This window comes from Halothiobacillus sp. (assembly GCF_027346185.1).
Lineage (GTDB): Bacteria > Pseudomonadota > Gammaproteobacteria > Halothiobacillales > Halothiobacillaceae > Halothiobacillus.
Genome location: NZ_DAIESY010000067.1, coordinates 1 through 22,419 on the forward strand (window position 1 = coordinate 1; position 22,419 = coordinate 22,419).

The 22,419-nt window shown below is 55.0% G+C and carries 24 protein-coding genes and 1 pseudogene; 23 read left to right on the top strand and 2 right to left on the bottom strand.

What is annotated here, in order from left to right:
• The 21 genes and pseudogenes from M7R55_RS05285 to rplI all read left to right on the top strand — a co-directional run.
• Nucleotides 1-239: transposase (locus M7R55_RS05285; protein WP_298219178.1), on the top strand; the 239-nt coding region annotated here is incomplete at its 5' end.
• Nucleotides 240-281: 42 nt separating this feature from the next.
• Nucleotides 282-716 (top strand): annotated as a pseudogene (locus M7R55_RS05290) (dienelactone hydrolase family protein); the annotation flags it as partial.
• On the top strand, nucleotides 655-942 hold the full coding sequence (locus M7R55_RS05295; RefSeq protein WP_298219179.1) for a dienelactone hydrolase family protein: 288 nt from the start codon (nucleotides 655-657) through the stop codon (nucleotides 940-942). The pseudogene M7R55_RS05290 and the gene M7R55_RS05295, both read left to right, overlap by 62 nt.
• A 368-nt stretch (nucleotides 943-1,310) precedes the next feature.
• A complete protein-coding gene (gene nagZ / locus M7R55_RS05300) occupies nucleotides 1,311-2,399 on the top strand; it encodes a beta-N-acetylhexosaminidase (protein ID WP_298219180.1) in 1,089 nt (362 codons plus the stop codon).
• 6 nt (nucleotides 2,400-2,405) lie between these two features.
• Nucleotides 2,406-2,993 carry a hypoxanthine-guanine phosphoribosyltransferase gene (locus tag M7R55_RS05305; protein ID WP_298219181.1) on the top strand — a complete coding sequence of 196 codons (588 nt, stop codon included), beginning with the start codon at nucleotides 2,406-2,408 and terminating at the stop codon, nucleotides 2,991-2,993.
• Nucleotides 2,994-2,996: 3 nt separating this feature from the next.
• On the top strand, nucleotides 2,997-3,764 hold the full coding sequence (locus tag M7R55_RS05310) for an S-methyl-5'-thioinosine phosphorylase (RefSeq protein WP_298219182.1): 768 nt from the start codon (nucleotides 2,997-2,999) through the stop codon (nucleotides 3,762-3,764).
• Between the two features lie 136 nt (nucleotides 3,765-3,900).
• A complete protein-coding gene (thrC, locus tag M7R55_RS05315; RefSeq protein ID WP_298219183.1) occupies nucleotides 3,901-5,076 on the top strand; it encodes a threonine synthase in 1,176 nt (391 codons plus the stop codon).
• Nucleotides 5,077-5,311: 235 nt separating this feature from the next.
• Nucleotides 5,312-6,538 (top strand): alanine transaminase, encoded by a 1,227-nt coding sequence (alaC, locus tag M7R55_RS05320; RefSeq protein WP_298219184.1) that lies wholly within the window; start codon nucleotides 5,312-5,314, stop codon nucleotides 6,536-6,538.
• Between the two features lie 32 nt (nucleotides 6,539-6,570).
• Nucleotides 6,571-7,884 carry a homoserine dehydrogenase gene (locus tag M7R55_RS05325; protein WP_298219215.1) on the top strand — a complete coding sequence of 438 codons (1,314 nt, stop codon included), beginning with the start codon at nucleotides 6,571-6,573 and terminating at the stop codon, nucleotides 7,882-7,884.
• A gap of 20 nt (nucleotides 7,885-7,904) precedes the next feature.
• Nucleotides 7,905-9,362: a Do family serine endopeptidase gene (locus M7R55_RS05330; RefSeq protein ID WP_298219186.1), complete on the top strand. Its 1,458-nt coding sequence runs from the start codon at nucleotides 7,905-7,907 to the stop codon at nucleotides 9,360-9,362.
• Nucleotides 9,363-9,545: 183 nt separating this feature from the next.
• The gene (gene lepA, locus M7R55_RS05335) at nucleotides 9,546-11,354 is read left to right on the top strand and encodes a translation elongation factor 4 (RefSeq protein ID WP_298219188.1); all 1,809 of its coding nucleotides are present in this window, start codon (nucleotides 9,546-9,548) and stop codon (nucleotides 11,352-11,354) included.
• 22 nt (nucleotides 11,355-11,376) lie between these two features.
• Nucleotides 11,377-12,177, top strand: coding sequence for a signal peptidase I (gene lepB / locus M7R55_RS05340; RefSeq protein WP_298219191.1), 801 nt, complete (start codon nucleotides 11,377-11,379; stop codon nucleotides 12,175-12,177).
• A 51-nt stretch (nucleotides 12,178-12,228) separates the two neighbouring features.
• Nucleotides 12,229-12,615: a DUF4845 domain-containing protein gene (locus M7R55_RS05345; protein ID WP_298219193.1), complete on the top strand. Its 387-nt coding sequence runs from the start codon at nucleotides 12,229-12,231 to the stop codon at nucleotides 12,613-12,615.
• Nucleotides 12,605-13,324 (top strand): ribonuclease III, encoded by a 720-nt coding sequence (rnc, locus tag M7R55_RS05350; RefSeq protein ID WP_298219195.1) that lies wholly within the window; start codon nucleotides 12,605-12,607, stop codon nucleotides 13,322-13,324. The genes M7R55_RS05345 and rnc overlap by 11 nt, the downstream gene beginning before the upstream one ends.
• On the top strand, nucleotides 13,325-14,251 hold the full coding sequence (era, locus tag M7R55_RS05355) for a GTPase Era (RefSeq protein ID WP_298219196.1): 927 nt from the start codon (nucleotides 13,325-13,327) through the stop codon (nucleotides 14,249-14,251).
• 27 nt (nucleotides 14,252-14,278) lie between these two features.
• Nucleotides 14,279-14,986, top strand: coding sequence for a DNA repair protein RecO (recO, locus tag M7R55_RS05360; protein WP_298219198.1), 708 nt, complete (start codon nucleotides 14,279-14,281; stop codon nucleotides 14,984-14,986).
• Between the two features lie 113 nt (nucleotides 14,987-15,099).
• Complete coding sequence (pdxJ, locus tag M7R55_RS05365) at nucleotides 15,100-15,852, top strand: pyridoxine 5'-phosphate synthase (RefSeq protein ID WP_298219199.1); 753 nt, start codon at nucleotides 15,100-15,102, stop codon at nucleotides 15,850-15,852.
• A 7-nt stretch (nucleotides 15,853-15,859) separates the two neighbouring features.
• Nucleotides 15,860-16,249, top strand: a complete 390-nt coding sequence (gene acpS / locus M7R55_RS05370) for a holo-ACP synthase (protein WP_298219200.1) — start codon at nucleotides 15,860-15,862, stop codon at nucleotides 16,247-16,249.
• 235 nt (nucleotides 16,250-16,484) lie between these two features.
• Nucleotides 16,485-16,904, top strand: a complete 420-nt coding sequence (gene rpsF / locus M7R55_RS05375) for a 30S ribosomal protein S6 (protein WP_290677569.1) — start codon at nucleotides 16,485-16,487, stop codon at nucleotides 16,902-16,904.
• A 30-nt stretch (nucleotides 16,905-16,934) separates the two neighbouring features.
• Nucleotides 16,935-17,159: a 30S ribosomal protein S18 gene (gene rpsR, locus M7R55_RS05380; protein WP_012824250.1), complete on the top strand. Its 225-nt coding sequence runs from the start codon at nucleotides 16,935-16,937 to the stop codon at nucleotides 17,157-17,159.
• Between the two features lie 32 nt (nucleotides 17,160-17,191).
• Nucleotides 17,192-17,644 (top strand): 50S ribosomal protein L9, encoded by a 453-nt coding sequence (rplI, locus tag M7R55_RS05385; protein ID WP_298219207.1) that lies wholly within the window; start codon nucleotides 17,192-17,194, stop codon nucleotides 17,642-17,644.
• Nucleotides 17,645-17,744: 100 nt separating this feature from the next.
• On the opposite strand, the gene M7R55_RS05390 is transcribed toward rplI, so the two are convergent.
• Together M7R55_RS05390 and M7R55_RS05395 are read right to left on the bottom strand one after the other, a co-directional pair.
• Entirely contained in the window at nucleotides 17,745-18,053 is a 309-nt protein-coding gene (locus M7R55_RS05390; RefSeq protein WP_298219209.1) for an antibiotic biosynthesis monooxygenase family protein, read from the bottom strand.
• 74 nt (nucleotides 18,054-18,127) lie between these two features.
• On the bottom strand, nucleotides 18,128-19,084 hold the full coding sequence (locus tag M7R55_RS05395; RefSeq protein WP_298219211.1) for a lysylphosphatidylglycerol synthase transmembrane domain-containing protein: 957 nt from the start codon (nucleotides 19,082-19,084) through the stop codon (nucleotides 18,128-18,130).
• A gap of 133 nt (nucleotides 19,085-19,217) precedes the next feature.
• On the opposite strand from M7R55_RS05395, the gene M7R55_RS05400 reads away from it, so the two are divergent.
• Nucleotides 19,218-19,661 (top strand): DNA polymerase III subunit chi, encoded by a 444-nt coding sequence (locus tag M7R55_RS05400; RefSeq protein WP_298219212.1) that lies wholly within the window; start codon nucleotides 19,218-19,220, stop codon nucleotides 19,659-19,661.
• Between the two features lie 46 nt (nucleotides 19,662-19,707).
• Nucleotides 19,708-22,419: valine--tRNA ligase (locus tag M7R55_RS05405; protein ID WP_298219213.1), on the top strand; the 2,712-nt coding region annotated here is incomplete at its 3' end.

Here is a 22,419-nt window from a genome sequence, read left to right on the forward strand (position 1 = left end):
TCGACTACCCGCCGGAGGTCCGCAAGGTTGTCTACACCACGAACGCCATCGAATCGCTGAATTACTCGATGAGGAAGGTGCTGAAGAACCGTGGCGCGTTCCCGAACGATGAGTCGATCATGAAGCTCCTGTTTATGGGCCTGAAGAACGTGGCCAGAAAATGGACTCGTCCCATTAGGGACTGGAAAGCGGCACTCAATCAGTTCGTCATTCTGTACGGTGACCGGGTGCCTGACTGAACTCAGTTACACAGATTATTTGACACCCTCGCTGTCGACACCTCGCAACACGGTCGTCGTCCTGCCGTCTTGGTTGTCCATGAATGGTGGGGGCGAAATGCCTTTGCGGATGACCGCGCACAGGCACTGGCCAAGCTGGGTTATGTCGGCTTTGCTGTCGACATGTACGGCAATCATACCCTGGCGGACAATCCTGCCGACGCCTCGGCCTTGTCTTCTGCCATTGGGGGTAATCTTGCCCTGATGAAAGGCCGTTTTATGGCAGCGATTCACGCCGTGCAACAGCAGCCCGAGGTTGATCCGGAACGCATTGCCGTGATCGGGTTCTGCTTCGGGGGCACGGTGGCCCTGAACATGGTGCGCCAAGGAGTCACGCTGGCGGCTATGGCCGGGATTCCACTCGGGCCTCAATGGCTTGGCGCCGATCGCTCACCCGCCCATCAAAACACCGTTACGTCTGTACACCGGCGGGGATGATCCTTTTGTTCCAAACGAGCAGGTTAAGGCTACTGTGGCTGAGATGCGGGCGGCGGGCTCGGATATCGAAGTCGTAACCTATCCCGGTGCCAAGCACAGCTTTACGAACCCCTTTGCTACGGAGCGAGGTGAAAAATTCAATTTGCCCCTGCAATACGACGAGCGGGCCGCCAACGATTCCTGGGATCAGATGAGCACATTCCTGGCCAATGCTTTCAAGGCTTGATGTCGTGCTGAGTAGCGGGGCGTCGGATCAATATTGCTTCGGTTCTGAACGCTCCGCCGTGCACAATGAATGTGCTAAAAAGGCGTATGTTTGCAACAAATTAAGGCGGTTGTTCTCAAGCGGGTTTCTGTAATTTTTTGATTCACTATTCTTTAACACAATGTTTTTAAAGTTTTTTTAATTATAGTTACCTTGTCACGTCAAGTTGGCATGATTATCGCTTTTAGGTACATGCCACACGGGGCTTTTCTTCATAGCGCGTTCTACCCCGACGAACTTTGATTGAATCCTGCGTGGCAGCGTCTGACTCCTCCTGTTATTGTTGGGCACCCGTTTTGGGTGCCTTTTTTTTGCTTTGAGGAATGGGAATGACTGCTTTGGGCCCGTTGATGGTGGACGTCGCCGGTTTGACGCTGACGGAAGCGGAGCGCAAGCGCCTGATGAACCCCGCTGTGGGCGGCGTGATTCTATTTGCCCGCAATTTTTCCTCGACCGAACAACTGACTACGCTGACGGCCGAAATTCGCGCCTTGCGCCACCCGCACCTGTTGATTGCGGTCGATCAGGAAGGCGGGCGTGTCCAGCGGTTCCGGGATGATGGTTTTATCCACCTGCCGCCGATGGGGCGGCTCGGTGCCTTGTTCCAACATGATCGTCAAGCGGGTTTGGAAGCGGCCAGAAGTCTGGGCTGGTTGATGGCCGTGCAACTGCGCATGGCGGGGGTGGATTTGAGTTTTGCGCCGGTGCTGGATCTGGATCGCGGTGTCAGTGGTGTGATTGGCGACCGTGCTTTTTCCCGCGATCCGGCTGCAATCATTGCGCTGGCCGTCGCCTGGATCTCCGGCATGAAAGAGGCGGGCATGGCTGCCGTCGGCAAGCATTTCCCCGGTCATGGCTCCATTGCCGAGGATTCGCACATCGCCCATCCGGTCGACCACCGGGTGTTGTCCACGATCGAGCGCGAGGATCTTCGGCCCTTTGTTGCCCTGATTGAACGTTTCATCCCCGCCCTGATGATGGCGCATGTGGTTTATCCCCAAATCGATGCAATGCCCGCGGGCTTCTCTAAAGTCTGGGTGCAGGATCTCTTGCGCCAACGTTGGCAGTATCAGGGCGCCGTTTTCACCGATGACCTTACCATGGCCGCCGCTTCCGTAGCCGGTGACATCGGTGCGCGTATGGATGCGGCGCTGGCGGCTGGTTGCGATATGGCATTGATCTGCAATCACCCACAATGGGTGGATCAACTGTTGATCCACCGCAAATTTACCGCCGATCCCCTGCGCGAGGTGCGTTTAGCTCATCTCATGGGGCACGGCCCGGTACCATCGCCCAATCGTTTTTTGCACGACCCCCGCACGGCCATGGCGAAAGCCTGGGTTACGCGGCTTCAGAATGAGTCATTCGGAGATGAGCGGGCGGCCGCCGAGGATGGTTGGTTTTTGAACGAGGAGTAAGGACGAATGACTCAAGAATCTTCGCTTATCAGCGCAGCACATACACGGGCTGCCGAACTGAATGAATTGCTTGCCACCTGCGATTGTCTGGTTGATGCCGAGACAATGCAGGGGGTATACAACAACCTCGCAACACAAATCACACTGAAATTGAAAGAACGACTGCCCGTCGTGCTGGCGGTCATGAATGGCGGTCTGATTCCCGCAGGTGCCTTGCTTTCGCGCCTGAATTTTCCGCTGGAAATCGGCTATGTCCACGCCACGCGTTATCGTGGGCAAACGCAGGGTGGGGCGCTTCAGTGGCTGGCCTTGCCGCAAATTCCCCTGGCCGAACGGGAAGTGCTGATCATCGACGATGTGTTCGATGAGGGTGTGACGCTCAAATCCATCGCCGCCAGTTGCAGCGATGCGGGCGCCACGCGCGTCTGGGTGGCCGTGGCGACAAACAAGGTACACGATCATAAAGTCAGCGATTTCTTGCCGGACTTTGTCGGCATCGACGTGCCGGATCGGTTTATTTTGGGCGAAGGACTCGATTACAACGGTTTTTTCAGAAATGTACAGGGTATCTACGCCCTGCCACAGGAGAATTGAAGCATGCAACTGGCGATCATAGGCGGCACCGGGTTGAGTGAACTGGAGGGCCTGGAAATCCTTCGGCATCAGGTGATTTCCACACCGTTCGGCGAACCCTCCGGGCCACTGACGATCGGTCGTCTGGCCGGTTGTGATGTTGTGTTCCTGCCCCGGCATGGTTACAACCACCGAATCCCGCCTCACGCCATCAATTACCTGGCAAACATGTGGGCACTGCGTGAACTGGGCATCAAACACGTTCTGGCCGTTTCGTCGGTGGGCGGGATCACGGAGCAGATGCAGCCGGGCACGCTGTGCGTGCCAGATCAGATCATCGATTACACCTGGGGGCGGCCAAGTACCTTCTTCGAATCGGATCTTGAAACCGTGACCCATGTCGATTTCAGTTATCCCTATCATCAACCGCTGCGCGAAGGTTTGTTGCGCGCGGGAATGGCGCTGGAAATTCCCTTGATCGACGGCGGAACCTATGGCGCGACTCAAGGCCCGCGGTTTGAAACGGCCGCAGAGATTCGCCGCTTCGAGCAAGACGGTTGTGATGTGGTGGGCATGACGGGGATGCCCGAGGCGGTGTTGGCGCGAGAATGCGACATGCTCTACGCGAGCCTGAATGTGATTGGGAATCGATCTGCCGGAAAAAATGGGGGCGGGCCGATCAACTTCCCGCTTGTTAACCAGACAATCAGCGAGGCGATGCATGATGTGCGGCGATTGTTTGTACATCTGCTGCAAACACGTGATTGTGCGGTTTGTGTAGAGGATGAGTAATCCTGCTTTCATTCGCACGATGCAAAAACCGGTAATGATGCGTAAAATGCTCACCCTGTTTTCCATCGATTGCCCGTGCTGCTTGTAAGGCGGCGTACCCAGGGTTCGTTTTACCTAAACCGAGAATCTTTTCCCCATGTCGCAAGCGCAACGCCCAGCTCAACGTTATAGCGGTTTGATCGACCGCTATCGAGATCGTCTTCCCGTTTCTGATACCACCCCGGTTATCAGCCTCGGTGAAGGCAACACGCCCTTGATTCGACTGAACAATATCCCGCGGGTGCTTGGTCGCTCACTTGATATCTACGTCAAATACGAAGGTTTGAATCCGACGGGTTCCTTCAAGGATCGCGGCATGACCATGGCGGTGACCAAAGCGGTTGAAGCCGGTTCCAAAGCGGTCATTTGCGCCTCGACCGGCAATACCTCGGCTTCTGCCGCGGCCTATGCCGCCCGGGCAGGCATCACGGCATTTGTCTTGATCCCTGACGGCAAGATCGCCATGGGCAAGCTGGCACAGGCGATGATGTACGGCGCCACCACATTGCAGATTCGCGGCAATTTCGATGATGGGATGCGATTGGTAAAGGAAGTCGCTGACCATGCGCCGGTCACCATCGTGAACTCGGTCAACCCGTTCCGCCTGCAAGGCCAGAAGACGGCCGCATTCGAAATCATTGAAGAGCTCGGTCGTGCACCGGATTACCACTGCCTGCCTGTGGGTAATGCCGGCAACATCACGGCACATTGGATCGGTTACTGCGAAAGCTCTGCATCACACGGTGACAATCTCACGGAATCCTGCGCGTTTTGTGATGGCAACTGCACATTTGTCAAAGGCGCTGCCTGTACCAATCGGCCGAAGATGATCGGTTACCAGGCTTCGGGTTCCGCTCCGTTCATTCGCGGCGCAATGGTCGATCATCCTGAAACCCTTGCCACCGCAATTCGTATCGGACATCCGCAAAGCTGGGATCGTGCTTGGAAGGTTATGAACGAGTCCGGTGGCTGGTTTGCTGAAGTCACCGACACCGAAATTCTGGCCGCACAGCGCATGTTGACCATGCATGAAGGGATTTTCTGCGAACCGGCTTCAGCCGCTTCGCTGGCGGGCCTGATCAATGACATCAAGGCAGGGAAGATCCCTGAAGGTTCCAGCGTGGTCCTGACCCTGACCGGCAATGGCATGAAAGATCCGGATACCGCGATTGCTCAGTGCCAAAGTGCACAGGGCGATGTGGAAAAAGCCCGGATGTTGACCATTGACGCCAACCTGGATTCGGTGCGCAGCGCAATCCTTGGTTTTATGTAACATCACGACCGTGTCACAAATTGACACGGTTTGAGGCGCTATTTATTGTTGATCCTTGTGCCCAGTTTTTTCTTGGGCTTTTACTTGGGCTGTGGGGTCTTTAGTGCCAGATCCGCTGCACCCTTACAGAACCCGTTTGGTGGAACTCGTTTGGGCCGAAACCCGCTTGAGTGACCCATGCTTTTCTCTTCTACACTCTTTTTTTGATCTAGTTTTTTGATCTAGCAGGACTATCGTGAACGACCAATTCGCCCGCATCAATCGCCTTCCACCCTACGTGTTTAATATTATTGGAGAATTGAAGGCGAAGGCGCGGGCGGCCGGGGAAGATATCATCGACTTTGGCATGGGCAACCCCGACCAACCGACGCCTCCACACATTGTCGAGAAAATGGTTGAAGCCGTCCGTCGGGGTGACACGCACCGTTACTCGCAATCCAAAGGCATTCCGCGCCTGCGAAGAGCCATTGCGAACTGGTACAAGACGCGTTACGACGTCGACATTGATCCGGAAAAGGAAGCGATTGTCACCATCGGCTCCAAAGAGGGTTTAGGGCATCTTGCCATGGCGACCATGTCGGCGGGCGATACGGTGCTCGTACCCAATCCGGCGTACCCGATCCATCCGTACGGCAGCATCATCGCCGATGCGGATATCCGGCATGTGCGGCTCACACCCGATGTAGATTTCTTCGAAGAGCTTGATCGCGCCATCAAGGAAACGTGGCCGAAGCCGAAGATGCTGATTCTCAACTTTCCGGCCAACCCGACGACACAATGTGTCGAGCTGGATTTTTTCGAGAAAGTGGTGGCCATCTGCAAGGAAGCCGGTATCTGGATCGTGCATGATCTGGCCTATGCCGACATCGTGTTCGATGGTTATCGTGCACCGTCGATCATGGAAGTACCCGGCGCCAAGGATATTGCGGTGGAGTTTTTCACCTTGTCCAAAAGCTACAACATGCCGGGCTGGCGGGTGGGCTTCATGGTGGGCAATCCGACGCTCGTCAACGCACTGGCCCGGATCAAATCCTATTTCGATTACGGCACCTTCACCCCGATTCAGGTGGCTGCGATTCTGGCCCTGGAAGGCGACCAGACTTGTGTCAAGGAAATCAGTGACATGTATCAGCGCCGTCGTGATGTTCTTTGTGAGGGTCTGATCTCTGCGGGCTGGGATGTGGTTATTCCGAAAGCGACGATGTTCGTCTGGGCGAAAATACCCGAGCAGTTCTCGCACATGAAGTCACTTGAATTCACCAAGCATCTGTTGGCAGAAGCCAAGGTGGCCGTATCGCCGGGTATTGGTTTTGGTGAGTACGGCGATGATCATGTCCGTTTTGGCCTGATTGAAAACGAGCACCGCACCCGCCAGGCGATTCGTGGAATCAAAGCCATGTTCCGTAAAGAGGAGATTCGCCGAGCTGAGCTTCAGGGTAAGCAGACGGAGTCTTCGAAATGAGTGTGGCTGAAGTGACGAATGCCGATGTCGCGCTGCCGCCGTTGCGCGTCGGTTTGTTGGGTCTGGGCACGGTGGGCGGGGGCGTGGTCAACGTTCTGACGCGCAATGCAGAGGATATTGCGCGTCGTTCAGGGCGACGCATCGATGTGATTCATGCCTCGGCCCGTAATCTGGGTGCCCCGCGTATTTGTCCTCTTGACGGGATTCTGCTGACCACCAACCCGATGGATGTCGTCGAAAATCCGAATGTCGACGTCATTATCGAAGTCATGGGCGGCATGACACCGGCCAGCATGTTGATTCGTCGCGCGCTTGAGCTGGGCAAACCGGTCATTACCGCCAATAAGGCGCTGATTGCCCACGAGGGCAACGAACTGTTCGCTCTGGCGCAGGCCAAGGGTACCGTCGTGGCATTCGAGGCGGCGGTGGCGGGCGGCATTCCGATTATCAAGGCCATCCGTGAAGGCCTTGCGGGCAACCGGATCGAGTGGCTTGCCGGCATCATCAATGGCACCGGTAATTTCATCCTTACGGCCATGCGCGACGAAGGCCGCAGCTTCAGTGATGTGCTCGCCGAAGCGCAGAAGCTGGGTTACGCCGAAGCCGATCCGACCTTCGACGTCGAAGGCATCGATGCCGCGCACAAACTATCGATTCTGGCGGCGATTGCCTTTGGCATGCCGCTTAAATTCGACGGTGTCTACACCGAGGGAATCAGCACACTCAAAACCGAGGACGTTCGTTACGCGCGCGAGTTGGGCTATCAAATCAAGCACCTCGGCTTTGCCCGGCGGCACGAAAATGGCGTCGAGATGCGGGTGCATCCAACTCTGATCCCCGAGCGCCGGTTACTGGCCAACGTCGATGGCGTCAAGAACGCCGTTCTGGTCTGGGGTGATGCGGTGGGCCCTACGTTGTACTACGGTGCGGGCGCAGGGGCTGATCCTACCGCTTCTGCCGTCGTGGCTGATCTGGTGGATGTGGCGCGCACATTGACCGCCGATCCGAATCACCGCGTGCCCCATCTGGCCGTGGTGCCCGATCAGGTGACCGATCTTCCCATTCTGCCAATGGATGAAATTCAAACCGGCTACTACCTGCGTTTGACCGTGCTGGATCAACCGGGTGTTCTGGCCAATATCGCCCGCACCTTGGCTGATTTCGGCATCAATATCGAAGCGATGATTCAGAAAGAGGCAAGTGACGAAACCTTGCATTTGCCCATTGTGCTGCTGACGCACCCGATGCGAGAGGCCATAATGAATGCTGCCATTGAGTCGCTTCAGGCGCTCGACGAAGTTTGCGAACCCATTGTTCGCCTTCGGGTTGAATCGCTGGTCAGTTGAAACTCTGGGTACCCATCACGGTGAATGCTTTGTTATTTTCTCTTGCAGCTTTTCGTCGATTGTTCTGGTCGGCCCTAGTCTTGGTTGCGGCCATCTCGCTCGCGGCTTGTGATGACCAAAAGCCAGAGGCACAAGTCACCGGTTTACCCGACTTTTCTGCGTTGGTTGTGGCCAATAATGCCTCTGTGGTCAATGTGAGTGCCATTGTCCCATTGGCGGCCATGCCGGATACCCCAAATCAAGGCGGGAATAACAGTGAACTCAATGATTTCTTCCGTCAGTTTTTTGGCTTCAATGGTCAGGCGCCCGGTGGATCGGCGCCTCAGGAGCCAACGCAGCCGGTCGAGCCTGAATCAAGTAGCGGTTCGGGATTCGTCCTGAGTCAGGATGGTGAAATTTTAACGAACGAGCATGTGATCGATGGCGCATCACAAATTTACGTTCGGCTGGCAGATGGTCGTGAACTTAAAGCAAAGGTTCTGGGTAGTGATAAGGCCGGTGATATAGCACTGCTTAAAATTGATGCCAAAGGGCTCAAACCCGTTAAAATTGGTGATTCCGACCAAGTTAAACCCGGGCAATGGGCGGTGGCGATCGGGTCGCCTTTCGGGTTTGATCATTCTGTCACGGCCGGTGTCGTCAGCGCCAAGGGGCGATCACTGCCGGGTGATGACAATCAGCGGTATGTTCCGTACTTGCAGACCGATGTTGCCATCAATCCGGGTAGTTCGGGCGGTCCGCTCTTTAATGTGGAGGGCGAAGTTATTGGTATCAATGCTCAGATTCTCACAGAATCAGGCGGTTACAATGGTCTTTCGTTCTCCATCCCGATCAATTACGCCTTGCAGGTGGTGGAACAATTAAAGCAGCACGGTAGGGTTGATCGTGGCTTTCTGGGTGTTCAGATTCAATCCCTGAATCGTGAAATGGCCCAAGCCATGGGCCTTGACCGGGCCAAGGGTGCGTTGGTGACCGGATTCGTTTCAGGGTCACCTGCCGAGCAATCCGCGCTGCAACCTGGCGATGTCATTATCGCTGCCAATGGCCACCCGATTACGGAATCTGCCGACTTGCCACAAACCATCGGCGTTCTTCCACCGGGAAGCGACGTGCGCCTTGATGTAGTGACAAAAGGTAAAGCGCACTCCGTATTAATCAAGCTGGTTGCATTGCCTCAACATGCACCGATGCAGGTTCAGTCCATGAAATCCCATGACTTAATTGTGGAAGATTTTGGCCTGCTCTTGACGGACGATGGCGGCACGATCCGTGTCAAGGCCGTTGAGCCCAACAGCCCGGCCGCGAAAGCGGGGCTGGCGGCCCAGGATGTCCTGCTCACGCTGAATCAGCGCGCATTGAATTCCCTGGACGCTGCACAGAAAGCCTTCGAGTCAGCCCGCAAGGACAGGCCCAATGCGGTTCTCATGCGCCGTGGTGACCAACAGCATTATGTTGCCCTCTCGCTTCAAGCCGACTGATGATTGTCAATGGAGGCAATGTCCTCTGGTCTTCCGGTTGCAAGGCGCCGAGTAAAATTGGCCGAATCGGTTATACTTCGCCGCTTTACGGTGAATCTATCGCGTTTGCGTCTGATTCACTGGTATCTGGATTCCATGAGCGCAGCGTCGCGGTGCGCCCTTTAAAAACTATTGAGTAGAACCATGTCCGAACGGCTCTCGCTGATTCGTAATTTTTCGATTATTGCCCATATCGACCACGGTAAATCAACATTATCAGACCGCATCATTCAGTTGTGCGGTGGCTTGAGTGCGCGAGAAATGGATGAGCAGGTGCTCGACTCGATGGATCTGGAGCGGGAGCGGGGCATCACCATCAAGGCGCAAAGTGTCTCACTCGACTACACATCACGTAGCGGCAAGGTTTACCGTCTGAATTTCATTGATACCCCCGGGCACGTGGATTTCTCCTATGAGGTTTCGCGCTCACTGGCGGCCTGCGAGGGCGCGTTGCTGGTGGTGGATGCATCACAGGGCGTTGAGGCGCAATCGGTAGCCAACTGCTATACCGCGATTGATCTTGGTCTGACCGTTGTGCCTGTATTGAACAAGATTGATCTGCCGTCGGCTGAGCCAGAGCGCGTCAAACAGGAAATCGAGGACGTTATCGGCATCGATGCTGAGAACGCCGTCCTTACATCCGCCAAAACCGGGGTGGGTATCGAAGATGTGCTTGAACGCCTGATCGAGGAGATTCCCGCGCCCGTCGGAAACGAAGAAGGCCCGCTCAAGGCGCTGATCATCGATTCCTGGTTTGATAACTATGTCGGCGTCGTTGCACTGGTACGCGTTATAGACGGCGCTATCGTGCCGAAGCGCAAAATCAAAGCCATGGGCACGGGGGATATTTTTCAGGTCGAAAAAGTGGGTGTGTTCACGCCCAAGACGCTCGCGCGCGAAGGTCTTTATGCCGGTGATGTGGGGTTTGTGATCGCAGGGATCAAGAATATCGATTCGGCGAAGGTCGGTGATACCCTGACCGACGCCGAAAATGGCGCTACCGTCGCTTTGCCCGGTTTCAAGGAAATGCAGCCTCGGGTGTTTTCCGGTTTGTATCCTGTCGAGGGTGAAGACTACGAAAATCTGCGCGAAGCCCTACGCAAATTGCGACTCAATGACGCAGCACTCCATTTCGAACCCGAAGTTTCACAGGCACTTGGATTCGGCTTTCGCTGCGGATTCCTCGGTTTGTTGCACATGGAGATCGTGCAGGAACGCTTGGAGCGCGAGTATGACCTCGATCTCATTACCACCGCGCCGACGGTTGTGTATGAAATTGTAGAAAACGATGGTTCGACCTATCGAATTCACAACCCCGCCCAGCTCCCTAATGTGAGTAATATCAAGGAGCTGCGCGAGCCAATAATTGAGGCAAGCATTTTCTGCCCCGATGAGTATGTCGGTGCGGTTATCGGGCTTTGCATTGAGAAACGTGGCGTGCAGAAAAATCTGAGTTACGCGGGCAAGCAGGTCACGCTTGTTTTCGAGTTGCCACTGGGCGAAGTAGTGCTCGATTTCTTCGACAGGCTCAAATCGGTGAGCCGGGGCTATGCCTCGTTCGATTACAAGTTTGTCCGCTTCCAGGATGCCGATCTCGTCAAAATGGACATGCTAATCAATGGCGAAATCGTCGATGCGCTGTCGTTGATCGTGCATCGCAGCATCGCTCAAAGCCGGGGCCGGGATTTATCCGAGAAGCTCAAGGAACTCATTCCGCAACAGATGTTCGAAGTAGCGGTTCAGGCGGCCATCGGTGCCAAAATCATTGCGCGCAGCACGGTGAAGGCCCTGCGCAAGAACGTGCTGGCCAAGTGCTATGGCGGGGATGTCTCTCGAAAACGCAAGTTGCTCGATAAGCAAAAGAAAGGCAAGAAACGCATGAAGCAAATCGGTCAGGTCGAGGTGCCACAAGAGGCATTCCTGGCTGTTTTGCAAATGGATGCCAACAAATAACACCAATTCGGGGAGAGTGATTTTGGATTTTACATTGATACTGGTGTTGGGCACCCTGATTTCCGGTTTGATCTGGTTGACTGACAGCCTGTTTTTCAAAAAGGCGCGTGTCCGCAAGGCGGCTACAGGTGTGGTTGCCGATGGTGCGCCGGTTGTCCTCCACGAACCCCTGCTGGTCGATTATGCTCGTTCCTTTTTCCCTATTCTCCTTGTGGTTCTGGTCGTGCGTTCGTTCATTGTTGAGCCATTCCGTATTCCCTCAGGTTCGTTGATGCCGACCTTGCTGGTGGGCGATTTTATTTTGGTCAATAAATTCAGTTATGGCTTGCGGCTGCCGGTACTGGACACCAAGATACTGCCAACCTGGGAACCGAAGCGGGGTGATATTGCGGTGTTCCGTTATCCCAATGATCCGAAGGTCGATTACATCAAACGGGTAATCGGCGTTCCGGGTGATCATATTCGCGTCGAGGGCAATAAGCTCTGGGTGAACGACACGCCTATTCCCGAAACTTATGTTGGTGTCTACCCAGGCGACGACGGTATGAGAATGGCAGGAGCTGACGTTTATCGTGAGGATCTGCTGGGCGTCAAGCATGATGTTCTGTTCGAAAAGGATGGTTACGAAAAAAACGGTGATTGGGTTGTGCCACCCCATGAATATTTTATGATGGGCGACAATCGAGACAACAGTAACGATAGCCGTTACTGGGGATTCGTACCGGAAGCAAATCTTGTGGGCAAAGCCTTCATGATTTGGTTGCATTGGGATTGGAAAGACGGCAAATTTGATGCCGGCCGTATCGGCAAGGTCATTCATTGATGCTTCGGATTTTTGATGCTTTTTGATTATTTAAGGAAGAGGGACAATTGCATGAAGCTTGATCACAGTATCGCAAGTCGTCGTCACCAATCGGGCATGACCCTGATCGGTTTGATTATGTACGCCTTTATTGCCTTTTTTCTGGCCATCCTGTTGATGAAGGTAGTGCCGCTTTATTTGACCGACCAGAAGATCAGCAGCATTTTCAAGCAGCTTGAGAGCTTTCATGGTGACGCGACGCAGATTCGTAGCACGATTGATAAGCAACTTGATATCAATGAGATCGATAACATTACCTCCAAAGATTTCAAAATCACGCCATCCGGTACTGGCCTCAAGGTGACCTACAATTACGAAGGGCGAGCGGATATCGTTGGTAACTTGTCGGTCGTGGCTTCATTCACGCACTCTGTGAATGTCATCCCTTATGTCGAATAGCCCGTTTGTGACTGCGCCGGAGAAGCTGGCGCAGCACATCGGTATTACCTTCTCCAACCCCGAGCTACTTGAGACGTCGCTCCGCCATCGCTCGGCGGGCAACATGAATAATGAGCGCCTAGAGTTTCTCGGTGATGCCGTACTCAATCTGGTGATTGCCCATCAACTCTACACAATGCATTCAAAGGCAACTGAAGGTGAACTTTCGCGCTGGCGAGCGAGTCTTGTGCGAGAGGAAAGTCTTGCCGTCATTGCTCGGGAGCTGGATTTGGGGGACTATTTGGTTCTTGGGTCGGGCGAACTGAAAAGCGGAGGCTTCCGCCGTGACTCAATTCTTGCGGATGCACTCGAAGCAACGATCGGGGCCGTGTATCTCGATCAGGGTTTTGAGGTTGTTCAGGCCTTACTGGTGCGCTTATTTGAACGCATGCTGCAAGACTTGCCCGACGCCGCAAGCCTCAAGGACCCGAAAACCCGATTACAGGAATGGTTGCAAGGCAGCAAGCGTGAATTGCCATCCTATGAAGTGACAAAGATCAGTGGGCAGGCACACAAGCAAGTGTTTGAAGTGACTTGTCGTTTGAATGATACGCAGCTGACGGCCGTTGGGTGTGGTAGTTCCCGGCGCAAGGCGGAGCAAGCGGCTGCTGAGTCGATGTTTGAAGCGCTCACAAAGGCGCAACATAATCGCATTGGGTCTGGGCGGTAAATGGAGTTTAAGGTTGCCTCAGGCGCAAAAACGGTTATTCACCGATTCGGTCAGGTGGCTATTGTCGGGCGGCCGAATGTCGGTAAATCCAGCCTGCTCAACCGTCTGGTCGGGCAGAAAATCAGTATCACAGCGCCCAAGCCGCAAACGACCCGACATCGGATAACCGGCATTTTTACTGAGCCGCGTGGCCAGATCGTCTTCGTTGATACCCCTGGCATTCATCAGGGCGGCAGTGATGCGCTCAATCGCCAGCTCAATCGCACGGCTCGCAGTGGGTTCGATGGCGTGGATTTGGTGCTGTTCGTCGTTCAATCCGGTCGATTCAATGAAGAAGATGCGGGTGTGCTGGAACTGATTCGGCAATCCGGTCTGCCGACGATCCTGCTGATCAACAAGATCGATCTGCTGTCAGATAAGACAGCACTTTTCCCCTTTTTGGCCCAGATGCAGGCGCGCTTTGACTTTTTGGCGCTTTATCCGTTGTCTGCGCATCGAGACCGGGGCTTCGGTGGCTTGCTTGATTTGATATTCAAACACCTGCCACAGGGCGAGCCGATGTACGACCCGGATGAAGTGACCACCATCACGACGCGATTCATGGCTGCTGAGATTATCCGCGAAAAAATGGCGCGCTTACTGCACGACGAGTTACCCTACAAAACCACGGTGCTGATCGAGCGATTCAGCGAGGAACCGGATCTGACTGAAATCGACGCGGTTATTTATGTGGCGCGTGATAGTCAGAAAGGTATTGTCATTGGTTCGGGCGGCAAGAAACTCAAAGACATCGGTAGCTTGGCCCGGCATGATCTTGAGCAGATGTTGCAGACCAAAGTCATGCTGCGCTTATGGGTTCGGGTGAGAGAGGACTGGGCGGATGATGAGCGTGCGGTTCAGTCGCTTGGTTATCAGCTGCCCGAGTAATGCAGCGTGCGTATGGTGCCAGTGTTCATGACACGTGCTTTTGTGTTGCATACGCGCCCCTGGCGGGATACCAGCTTGCTGGTCGAGTGGTTTACTGAGGACTTTGGTCGACTCACCACGTATCAACGCGGCGCGCGAACCCGCGGCAAGAAATCCCCGCTCAGGCCGATGGCTTTTCAGTGCCTGCAGATGATGCTGGCTGGTCGTGGTGACATGAAAACAGCCACACAGATTGAGCCGGCAGGGTATGCGCAACTCCTGCATGGTCAGTCGCTTGCCGTCGGATTCTATCTGAACGAATTGCTGATGCGCGCGTTACATCGCCATGAGCCAGCGCCGGTATTGTTTAATATTTATGCACAGCATCTGGCCGAATTGGCCGGGCAATCTGTCGATTTTGGTATGGTGGTGCGCGGATTTGAGCGTGACTTGCTGGCCGAACTGGGTGTAGGGATTGATTGGCAATTGACTGCCGATACCCAGGAGTCGATTGACCCGCAGGCGATGTACTGGTTGGCTCCCGAAGAGGGGATTCTGCAACAACGGGGGCGAGGGTATCCTGTGGCAGGCAACGTCTTGAAGGCCATTGCTGAAAATCAAGCAATCGGTGATGCTGCAGATCGTCGTCAGGCTCGTGACCTGCTCCAAAGCCTGCTGGCGCCTCACGTTGGTTCAGCCCCGTTCCACAGTAGAGCGTTGTGGCGGACGCAGGCCCAACCGGGCGAAGGTGAATAACTCCTGTGCCCGAAATAACCGGACTGTATTTTATTTCCTGGCACTTAATTTCTCGGGCATTTAATTACTCGAGCAATTGCTCACAAAACTTCAGTTAAAAAGGATACACATCCATGACCAATCGTTTGACCGCGCAGATCCCCCTTCTGGGTCTGAATATCGACCATGTAGCAACGTTGCGGCAGGCGAGGGGAACTACCTATCCGGATCCGGTTCATGCCGCGTTGCTGGCGGAGCAGGCGGGTGCGGATAGCATCACCTTACATTTGCGCGAAGATCGGCGACATATTCAGGATCGTGACGTTTTGCGTCTGCGCGAGATGTTGCAAACGCGCATGAACCTCGAGATGGCCGTCACTGAAGAGATGATCGAGTTTGCTTGCCGAGTCAAACCGCATGATTGCTGCCTGGTGCCGGAAAAACGCGAAGAGCTGACGACGGAGGGTGGGTTAGATGTTGCCGGTCAAATTGACCGTATCCATACTGCTTGTGACCGGTTGCGGGCTGCCGGCATTCGCGTGTCGCTCTTCATCGATGCCGATCCACGCCAGATCGACGCGGCCGTAGCCTGTGAGGCCCCAGTCATCGAACTGCATACTGGTCATTACGCCGACACGCTCGATGATGCCGGTCAGAAGCAGATATTGAACGATATCATCCGTTCGGCACGGGATGCGACTGATGTCGGCTTGCAAGTCAATGCCGGTCACGGACTGCATTACCACAATGTGCAGGCGATTGCGGCCATCCCTCAGATAGAGGAATTGAACATCGGGCACGCCATCATAGCCCGCTCGATTTTTACCGGGTTGCCCCAAGCGGTTGTGGATATGAAGAAGTTGATGCGCGAAGCCCGGATGGGCTGATCGCTTCATGATTCTTGGCATTGGCACCGATTTGGTAGAGATTGACCGTCTGGCAAAAAGTTACGCCCGATATGGCGATCGTCTGGTCCATCGAATTCTGGGCGTATCTGAGCGGGTGGCCGCACCGGCGAGTGACTCACCTCGATTTACAGCTTGGCTGGCCAAACGGTTTGCAGCCAAGGAAGCGGCAGTTAAAGCGCTGGGCACCGGCTTTAGCGGCGGTATTTCCCTGCATGATATTCAGACCATTCACGACGAGCATGGCGCACCTGAACTCATTTTTGGCGGCTTGGCACAACAACGTCTGGATGAGATCGGGGCAGTGCGGGTGCATTTGAGCATCAGCGATGAACGATCACATGCGCTGGCATTTGTGGTCATCGAGGGCGGCGATTGATGAGTCGCTCGTGTATCCCTGCGCCCATGCGTGCATAGCACTTGACTTCAGGTACGGGCAAGATTCCCGGCGAGATTCTTAAGCGAATCTGGCGCATTGTTTCCCGATCTACTCCATTTAAGGTTGCGGCCATTGTGATGGGTCAAGAAACCCCGTATAATCCGCGCCTCGTTTCTCCTGCCTGACCGTTGCGCATACGGCAGGCTGCTTTTTTATCCATCCACAGGAGTCAATTATGCGTCACTATGAAATCGTGTTCATGGTCCACCCGGATCAAAGCGAACAAGTCCCTGCCATGATCGAACGCTATCGCGGCATCATCGAAACATCCGGTGGCACCGTTCACCGTCTGGAAGACTGGGGCCGTCGTCAACTGGCCTACCCCATCAACAAGCTCGTCAAAGCACATTATGTAATGATGAACGTTGAAGCGTCTCAGGCCGCAATTGCCGAGCTCGAAGAAGCGTTCCGCTTCAACGATGCCGTTCTGCGCCACCTGACAAGCCGTATGGAAGCAGCCGAGACCGAGCCGTCCATCATCATGCGTGAGCGTGATAACGAGCGCCGTCCGCGTCGCCGTGATGACGAGCAGGATTCAGGCCGTTTTGATCGCGATGACGAAGATCAAGAAGAACAAATCGAAGCAAGCGAATAAGCCAGCTTTACCAGTTTAGGGGATTACACCATGTCACGTTTTTTCCGTCGTAAGCGTTTTTGCCGATTCACCGCCGAAAATGTCAAACAGATCGATTACAAAGATCTCGATACCTTGAAACAATACCTCACCGAAACCGGCAAGATTGTGCCTGCGCGCGTCACCGGTACGGCTGCCCGTTATCAGCGTCAGCTTCAGACAGCGATCAAGCGTGCCCGCTTTCTCGCGTTGCTGCCCTACACTGATCGTCACTGATCGGTTCGACCAGACCAGTACAGGAACACATCATGCAAGTTATTTTATTGAATAAAGTCGAAAACCTCGGCACCTTGGGCGATATCGTCAATGTACGTGCCGGTTATGCGCGTAACTTCCTTATTCCTTACGGTAAAGCGAAGGCCGCGACAAAGGCGAACATGGCTGAGTTTGAAGCCCGCCGCGCTGAACTCGAAAGCCAGGCTGCTGCTGAATTGGCTGCCGCTGTGACGCAAGCCGAGATACTGGCCGAAGCCATGGTCACCATCCCTGTGAAAGCGGGCGCGGAAGGCAAGCTGTTCGGTTCTGTCGGCACGATTGAAATTGCACAAGCCGTGTCTACTGCCTACGGCGTGACTATCGAAAAGCGTCAAGTGCGCTTGTCTGCGGGTGCTTTGCGCTCTGTGGGTGAATTCGAAGTGCCTGTACACCTGCACACTGATGTCAATGCAATCATCAAAGTGGTCGTGGTCGGCGAAGAATAAGCGACCATTTCGCTGAACTCACAAAAAACCCCGCGTGATCCGCGGGGTTTTTTTGTCTGGAATATCCGTGTTGTTTTTTCGAAGAGAGGAGAGCGTGCGCTCAGCTCTTTTCGCTGACAATGATGGCCGTGTGACGTTCGAGCTTACCTGGCCCCGTAAATGCCTCCTTCGGCAAGGGATTCTGGTGAGCGATCTTGAAATCCTCGCTACCGACCCAGTTTTCAAATGAAGCCTTATCCTGCCAGTGCGTCAAAACGACATAGACGCCGTCTTCGGAATCGGGCCGCAGAATTTCCATACGTACAAAACCGGGTTGGAGATCGACCTGTCCGGCACGCGCACGGAAACGCTCTTCAAACGCATCGTGCCATTCGGCGGCAACAGGGACTCGGTTGGCGACTACATACATCAGATTTGCTCCTTGACTATCGAGGGCGATTATTGAAATCAACGGGGTTCAATCCGAAGGTAGAGTCAAAAATCTTACCTCGGTTCCCTTTCCTGTTCGGTTTGACCGGGTACTTTGATGAGCAGAACCATCAGTGCCGCGAGCAGGGATGAACCCAGCACGAACAGGTGAAGATTGACTGCTGCCGCCAGTGCGCTCGTCGCATCCAGACCAAAAGGCTGCAGGGCAAGCACGACACCTGCCTCAAACGTACCGAATCCGCCGGGGGCATGGATGGGCAAGACGGTGGTCAGATCGCCGCCAATGGCACCTGCAAGCGCGGCCGCCAGACCCAGCGGGGCGACATGAGCCAGAACCCACGCCAGCGTAAGAAGCTTGATCAGCCAGTTCGCCCAGGTCCAGCCGAGTGTGGCCAGGAAATGAGCGATGGATTGGGGTAGGCTGTCCACACTGCCGAGCAGACGGCCTCGCCATTTGCCTTCCGGGCGGGCTGCGATGACTCGACGTACGCGATGGCGGGCCAGGAAGATCAATACCGGAGCCGGTACGAGGATGATTACGAGGATCGCCCACGCATCCGGCAATCCCATGCCCCATATCGCCGCCAGCAACCCGAGCAGAACGATTGCCTGTAGATCGAGTAGCCGAAACCACAGCAGTACCGGTACGGTGCGGGACGCGGGCAGGGTGAAATAGCGTTGCATCAGGATCGGGAAGCTGATTTCCCCTGTTCTCATGGGTAGAAAATTGTTCAGCAGGATGTGCCAGGTGGACAATTTCAGTGTGGGCCAGAATTGGCCACGTAATTCGTGGATGAAGTATCTCTGAATACGCAGGGCACGCAGCGCGTAGCTTAGAACCATCAGCAACAAGGCGAGGCCGAGTGACGGTGCCGAGATCAGTCGCCAGGGCGCGAGCAGTCTGTCCGGCCCGATCCAGGCGACCACTCCGGTCAGAACCGTGAGCACCAGAACCCATGCAAGCAGGATTTTGAGTCGGGGGGAGATGGATGAATGTGCAGATGAAGTCATGTGGCGCTGCGAGAGAAGGCTGGATTGGGCATAATACGCGCTCACTAATCGTCCGTCATACGTGTGCGGCGATGTTTGCGCTTGTTGCTTCAAAATATTGTTCCAAAATATTGTTTAAGGGGGAGTCGGTTGAATGAGTGCCGTGATTTTCCATCTGATCGATGATCCGGACACCGAGGCTTTCTGGTTTTATGCGGCGGAACTGTGCGCCGAGGCGGCCGAAGCGGGGCACATGACCTATGTTGTCTGCGCCAATCTCGCGCATGTGGAAAGTTTTGACGATTATTTATGGGGCTACAAACCCGACGCCTTCGTGCCGCACACGGCTGACCCTGAAGATATCGCCCACGCACCGATTTTCCTGGGCGTGGATGTGGCGGCTGGTGGTTTTGATTATGTGATCAATCTTTCCGGCAAACCCATCGAGCGCGTTGCCGATCGCGTTCAACTGGATGAACTTGTTGATGCCAATCCCGCCAATCGGGATGCCGCCCGCGCACGCTGGCGCGAGTATCAAGCCTCAGGGGCCAAACCCGTTCACCGGCAGATTGCCCAGGTGCCGCGTGACGATCGTTGAGCGCGTAACCCAGTACGAACATATATAATTTAAGTTGATGATAAAAATGGAAAAAACCTACAATCCCGCCGAGATCGAAGCTCCTTGTTACGTGCGCTGGCAAGCGAGCGGCTACTTTGCTCCCGATGCCAGTCTGCCCGCCGATGCACCGAGTTACTGCATCATGCTGCCGCCACCGAATGTGACGGGGCGCTTGCATATGGGCCATGCGTTTCAGGATACCCTGATGGACATGCTCACCCGTGTACATCGGATGCAGGGTGATCGCACGCTCTGGCAGCCGGGTACCGATCATGCAGGTATTGCAACGCAAATGGTGGTGGAGCGTCAACTCGAGGCCGAAGGCAAGACACGGCATGATCTCGGCCGCGAGGCATTCACCGAACGGGTGTGGCAATGGAAAGCCGAATCGGGTGGATTCATCACCGAACAGATGAAGCGCCTGGGTGCCTCCTGCGACTGGTCGCGCGAGCGGTTCACGATGGATGAGGGTTTGTCTGAGGCGGTGCGTGAAGTCTTTGTGCGCTTGTATGAGGATGGTCTGATTTATCGTGGCAAACGGCTGGTGAACTGGGACCCGGTGCTGCATACCGCCGTCTCGGATTTGGAGGTTATCAGCGAAGAGGAAACCGGCCACCTGTGGCATCTGCGTTATCCGCTGACCGATGGCAGCGGCCACTTGATTGTCGCCACGACCCGTCCTGAAACCATGTTGGGTGACACCGCCGTGGCCGTACATCCGGAAGACGAGCGCTACCAGCATCTGATTGGCAAGACCATTACCTTGCCGCTGGTAGGCCGTGAAATACCGATCATCGCGGACGATTATGTCGATCCGGCCTTCGGCTCGGGCTGCGTGAAAATCACCCCCGCGCACGATTTCAACGACTATGCCGTCGGACAACGCCACAACCTGCCCAAAATCAATGTGCTGACCATCGATGCGCGGATTCGTGAACAGCCGGAAATCATCGGCGGCGAAGAAGAGGGTGCCTTGCCTGCTCACTACGCGGGGCTGGATCGCTATGAAGCTCGTGATCGGTTCATTCACGATCTTAAAGAACTCGATTTGCTGGAAAAGATCGACGATCACAAGCTCATGGTGCCGCGTGGCGACCGCAGCGGCGCGGTGATTGAGCCGATGTTGACCGACCAATGGTTCGTCGATCTCACCCGTGAAACACAGGAAGATGGTCGTCCGGGCGGACTGGCCGCCATTACGCGCCCAGCCCTGGACGCGGTGCGTGGCGGTGACATCAAATTCGTGCCGGAAAACTGGTCGAATACCTATTACCAATGGCTTGAGAACATTCAGGACTGGTGCATCAGCCGCCAGATCTGGTGGGGCCACCGTATTCCGGCGTGGTATGACGGATTTGGAAATGTTTATGTTGGGAGAAATGTCACCGAAGTACGAAAAAAATATGACTTGCCCGATTCAAAACCTTTAACACAAGACAATGATGTGCTCGACACCTGGTTCTCCTCCGCACTCTGGCCATTTTCAACCCTAGGCTGGCCGCAGCACACACAGGAACTGGCGCAGTTCTATCCCACAAGCGTCTTGGTAACTGGCTTTGACATCATCTTCTTCTGGGTTGCACGGATGGTGATGATGGGTAAGTACTTCATGCGTGACGTGCCGTTTCGTGAAGTGTACGTGCACGGCCTGATTCGCGATGCGCAGGGACAGAAAATGTCCAAGTCCAAGGGCAACGTGCTCGACCCGATCGACCTGATTGATGGCATCGATCTCGAATCGCTCGTTGCCAAACGCACCGCGGGCCTCATGCAGCCCAAAATGGCGGCAAAGATCGAAAAAGACACGCGCAAGGAATTTCCAAATGGTATCCCGGCCTTCGGCACCGATGCGTTGCGCTTTACCTTTGCCGCACTGGCCACCACGGGGCGGGACATTCGTTTCGATCTCGGGCGCATTGAGGGCTACCGCAATTTCTGCAACAAGCTGTGGAATGCCAGCCGGTTTGTGATGATGCAATGCGAAGATCAAGACACCGGCCTGACCGACGCGCCGGTGACTTTGAGTGATGCGGACGAGTGGATTATCGGCCGTCTGCAACAGGTCGAGGCACAAGTGGCTAGGCATTTTGCCGAATATCGCTTTGATCTGGCGGCACAAGCGCTGTACGAATTCACCTGGAATGAATACTGCGACTGGTATCTCGAGTTCACCAAGCCCGCGCTCAAGGCTGATGATGAAGCCGCTCAGCGTGGCACACGTCGCACCCTCGTGCGCGTGCTCGAAGCACTTTTGCGGCTCCTGCACCCGATCATCCCGTTCATTACCGAAACCATCTGGCAGCGCCTGGCACCGATGGTATTGGCGGATGTGTCGTCAACTGATAGCGTCATGGGGCGTCCGTATCCCTTGGCGGACGAGCGCAAAATCAATACCCAAGCGATCGAGTCGGTCGAATGGCTCAAAAATGTGATTCTGGGCGTGCGCCGTATTCGTGCCGAAATGGACATAGCGCCCAGCAAATCGCTCGACGTGCTGGTAACGTATGACACCGTTGAAGAGATCGCCCGTTTTGAGCGGTTTGGCGCTTTGCTGAATTCTGTCGGTCGGATTGGGCGCGTTACCCCATTGGCAGAGGGAGAGACCGTGCCCGAGGCGGCCATGGCTCTGGTTGGCGAGTTGCAAATCCACATCCCCCTGGCGGGATTGATCGACAAGGAAGCGGAATTGGCTCGACTTGAGCGCGAAATTGCCAAGACCGAAGCCGAGTTGACCAAA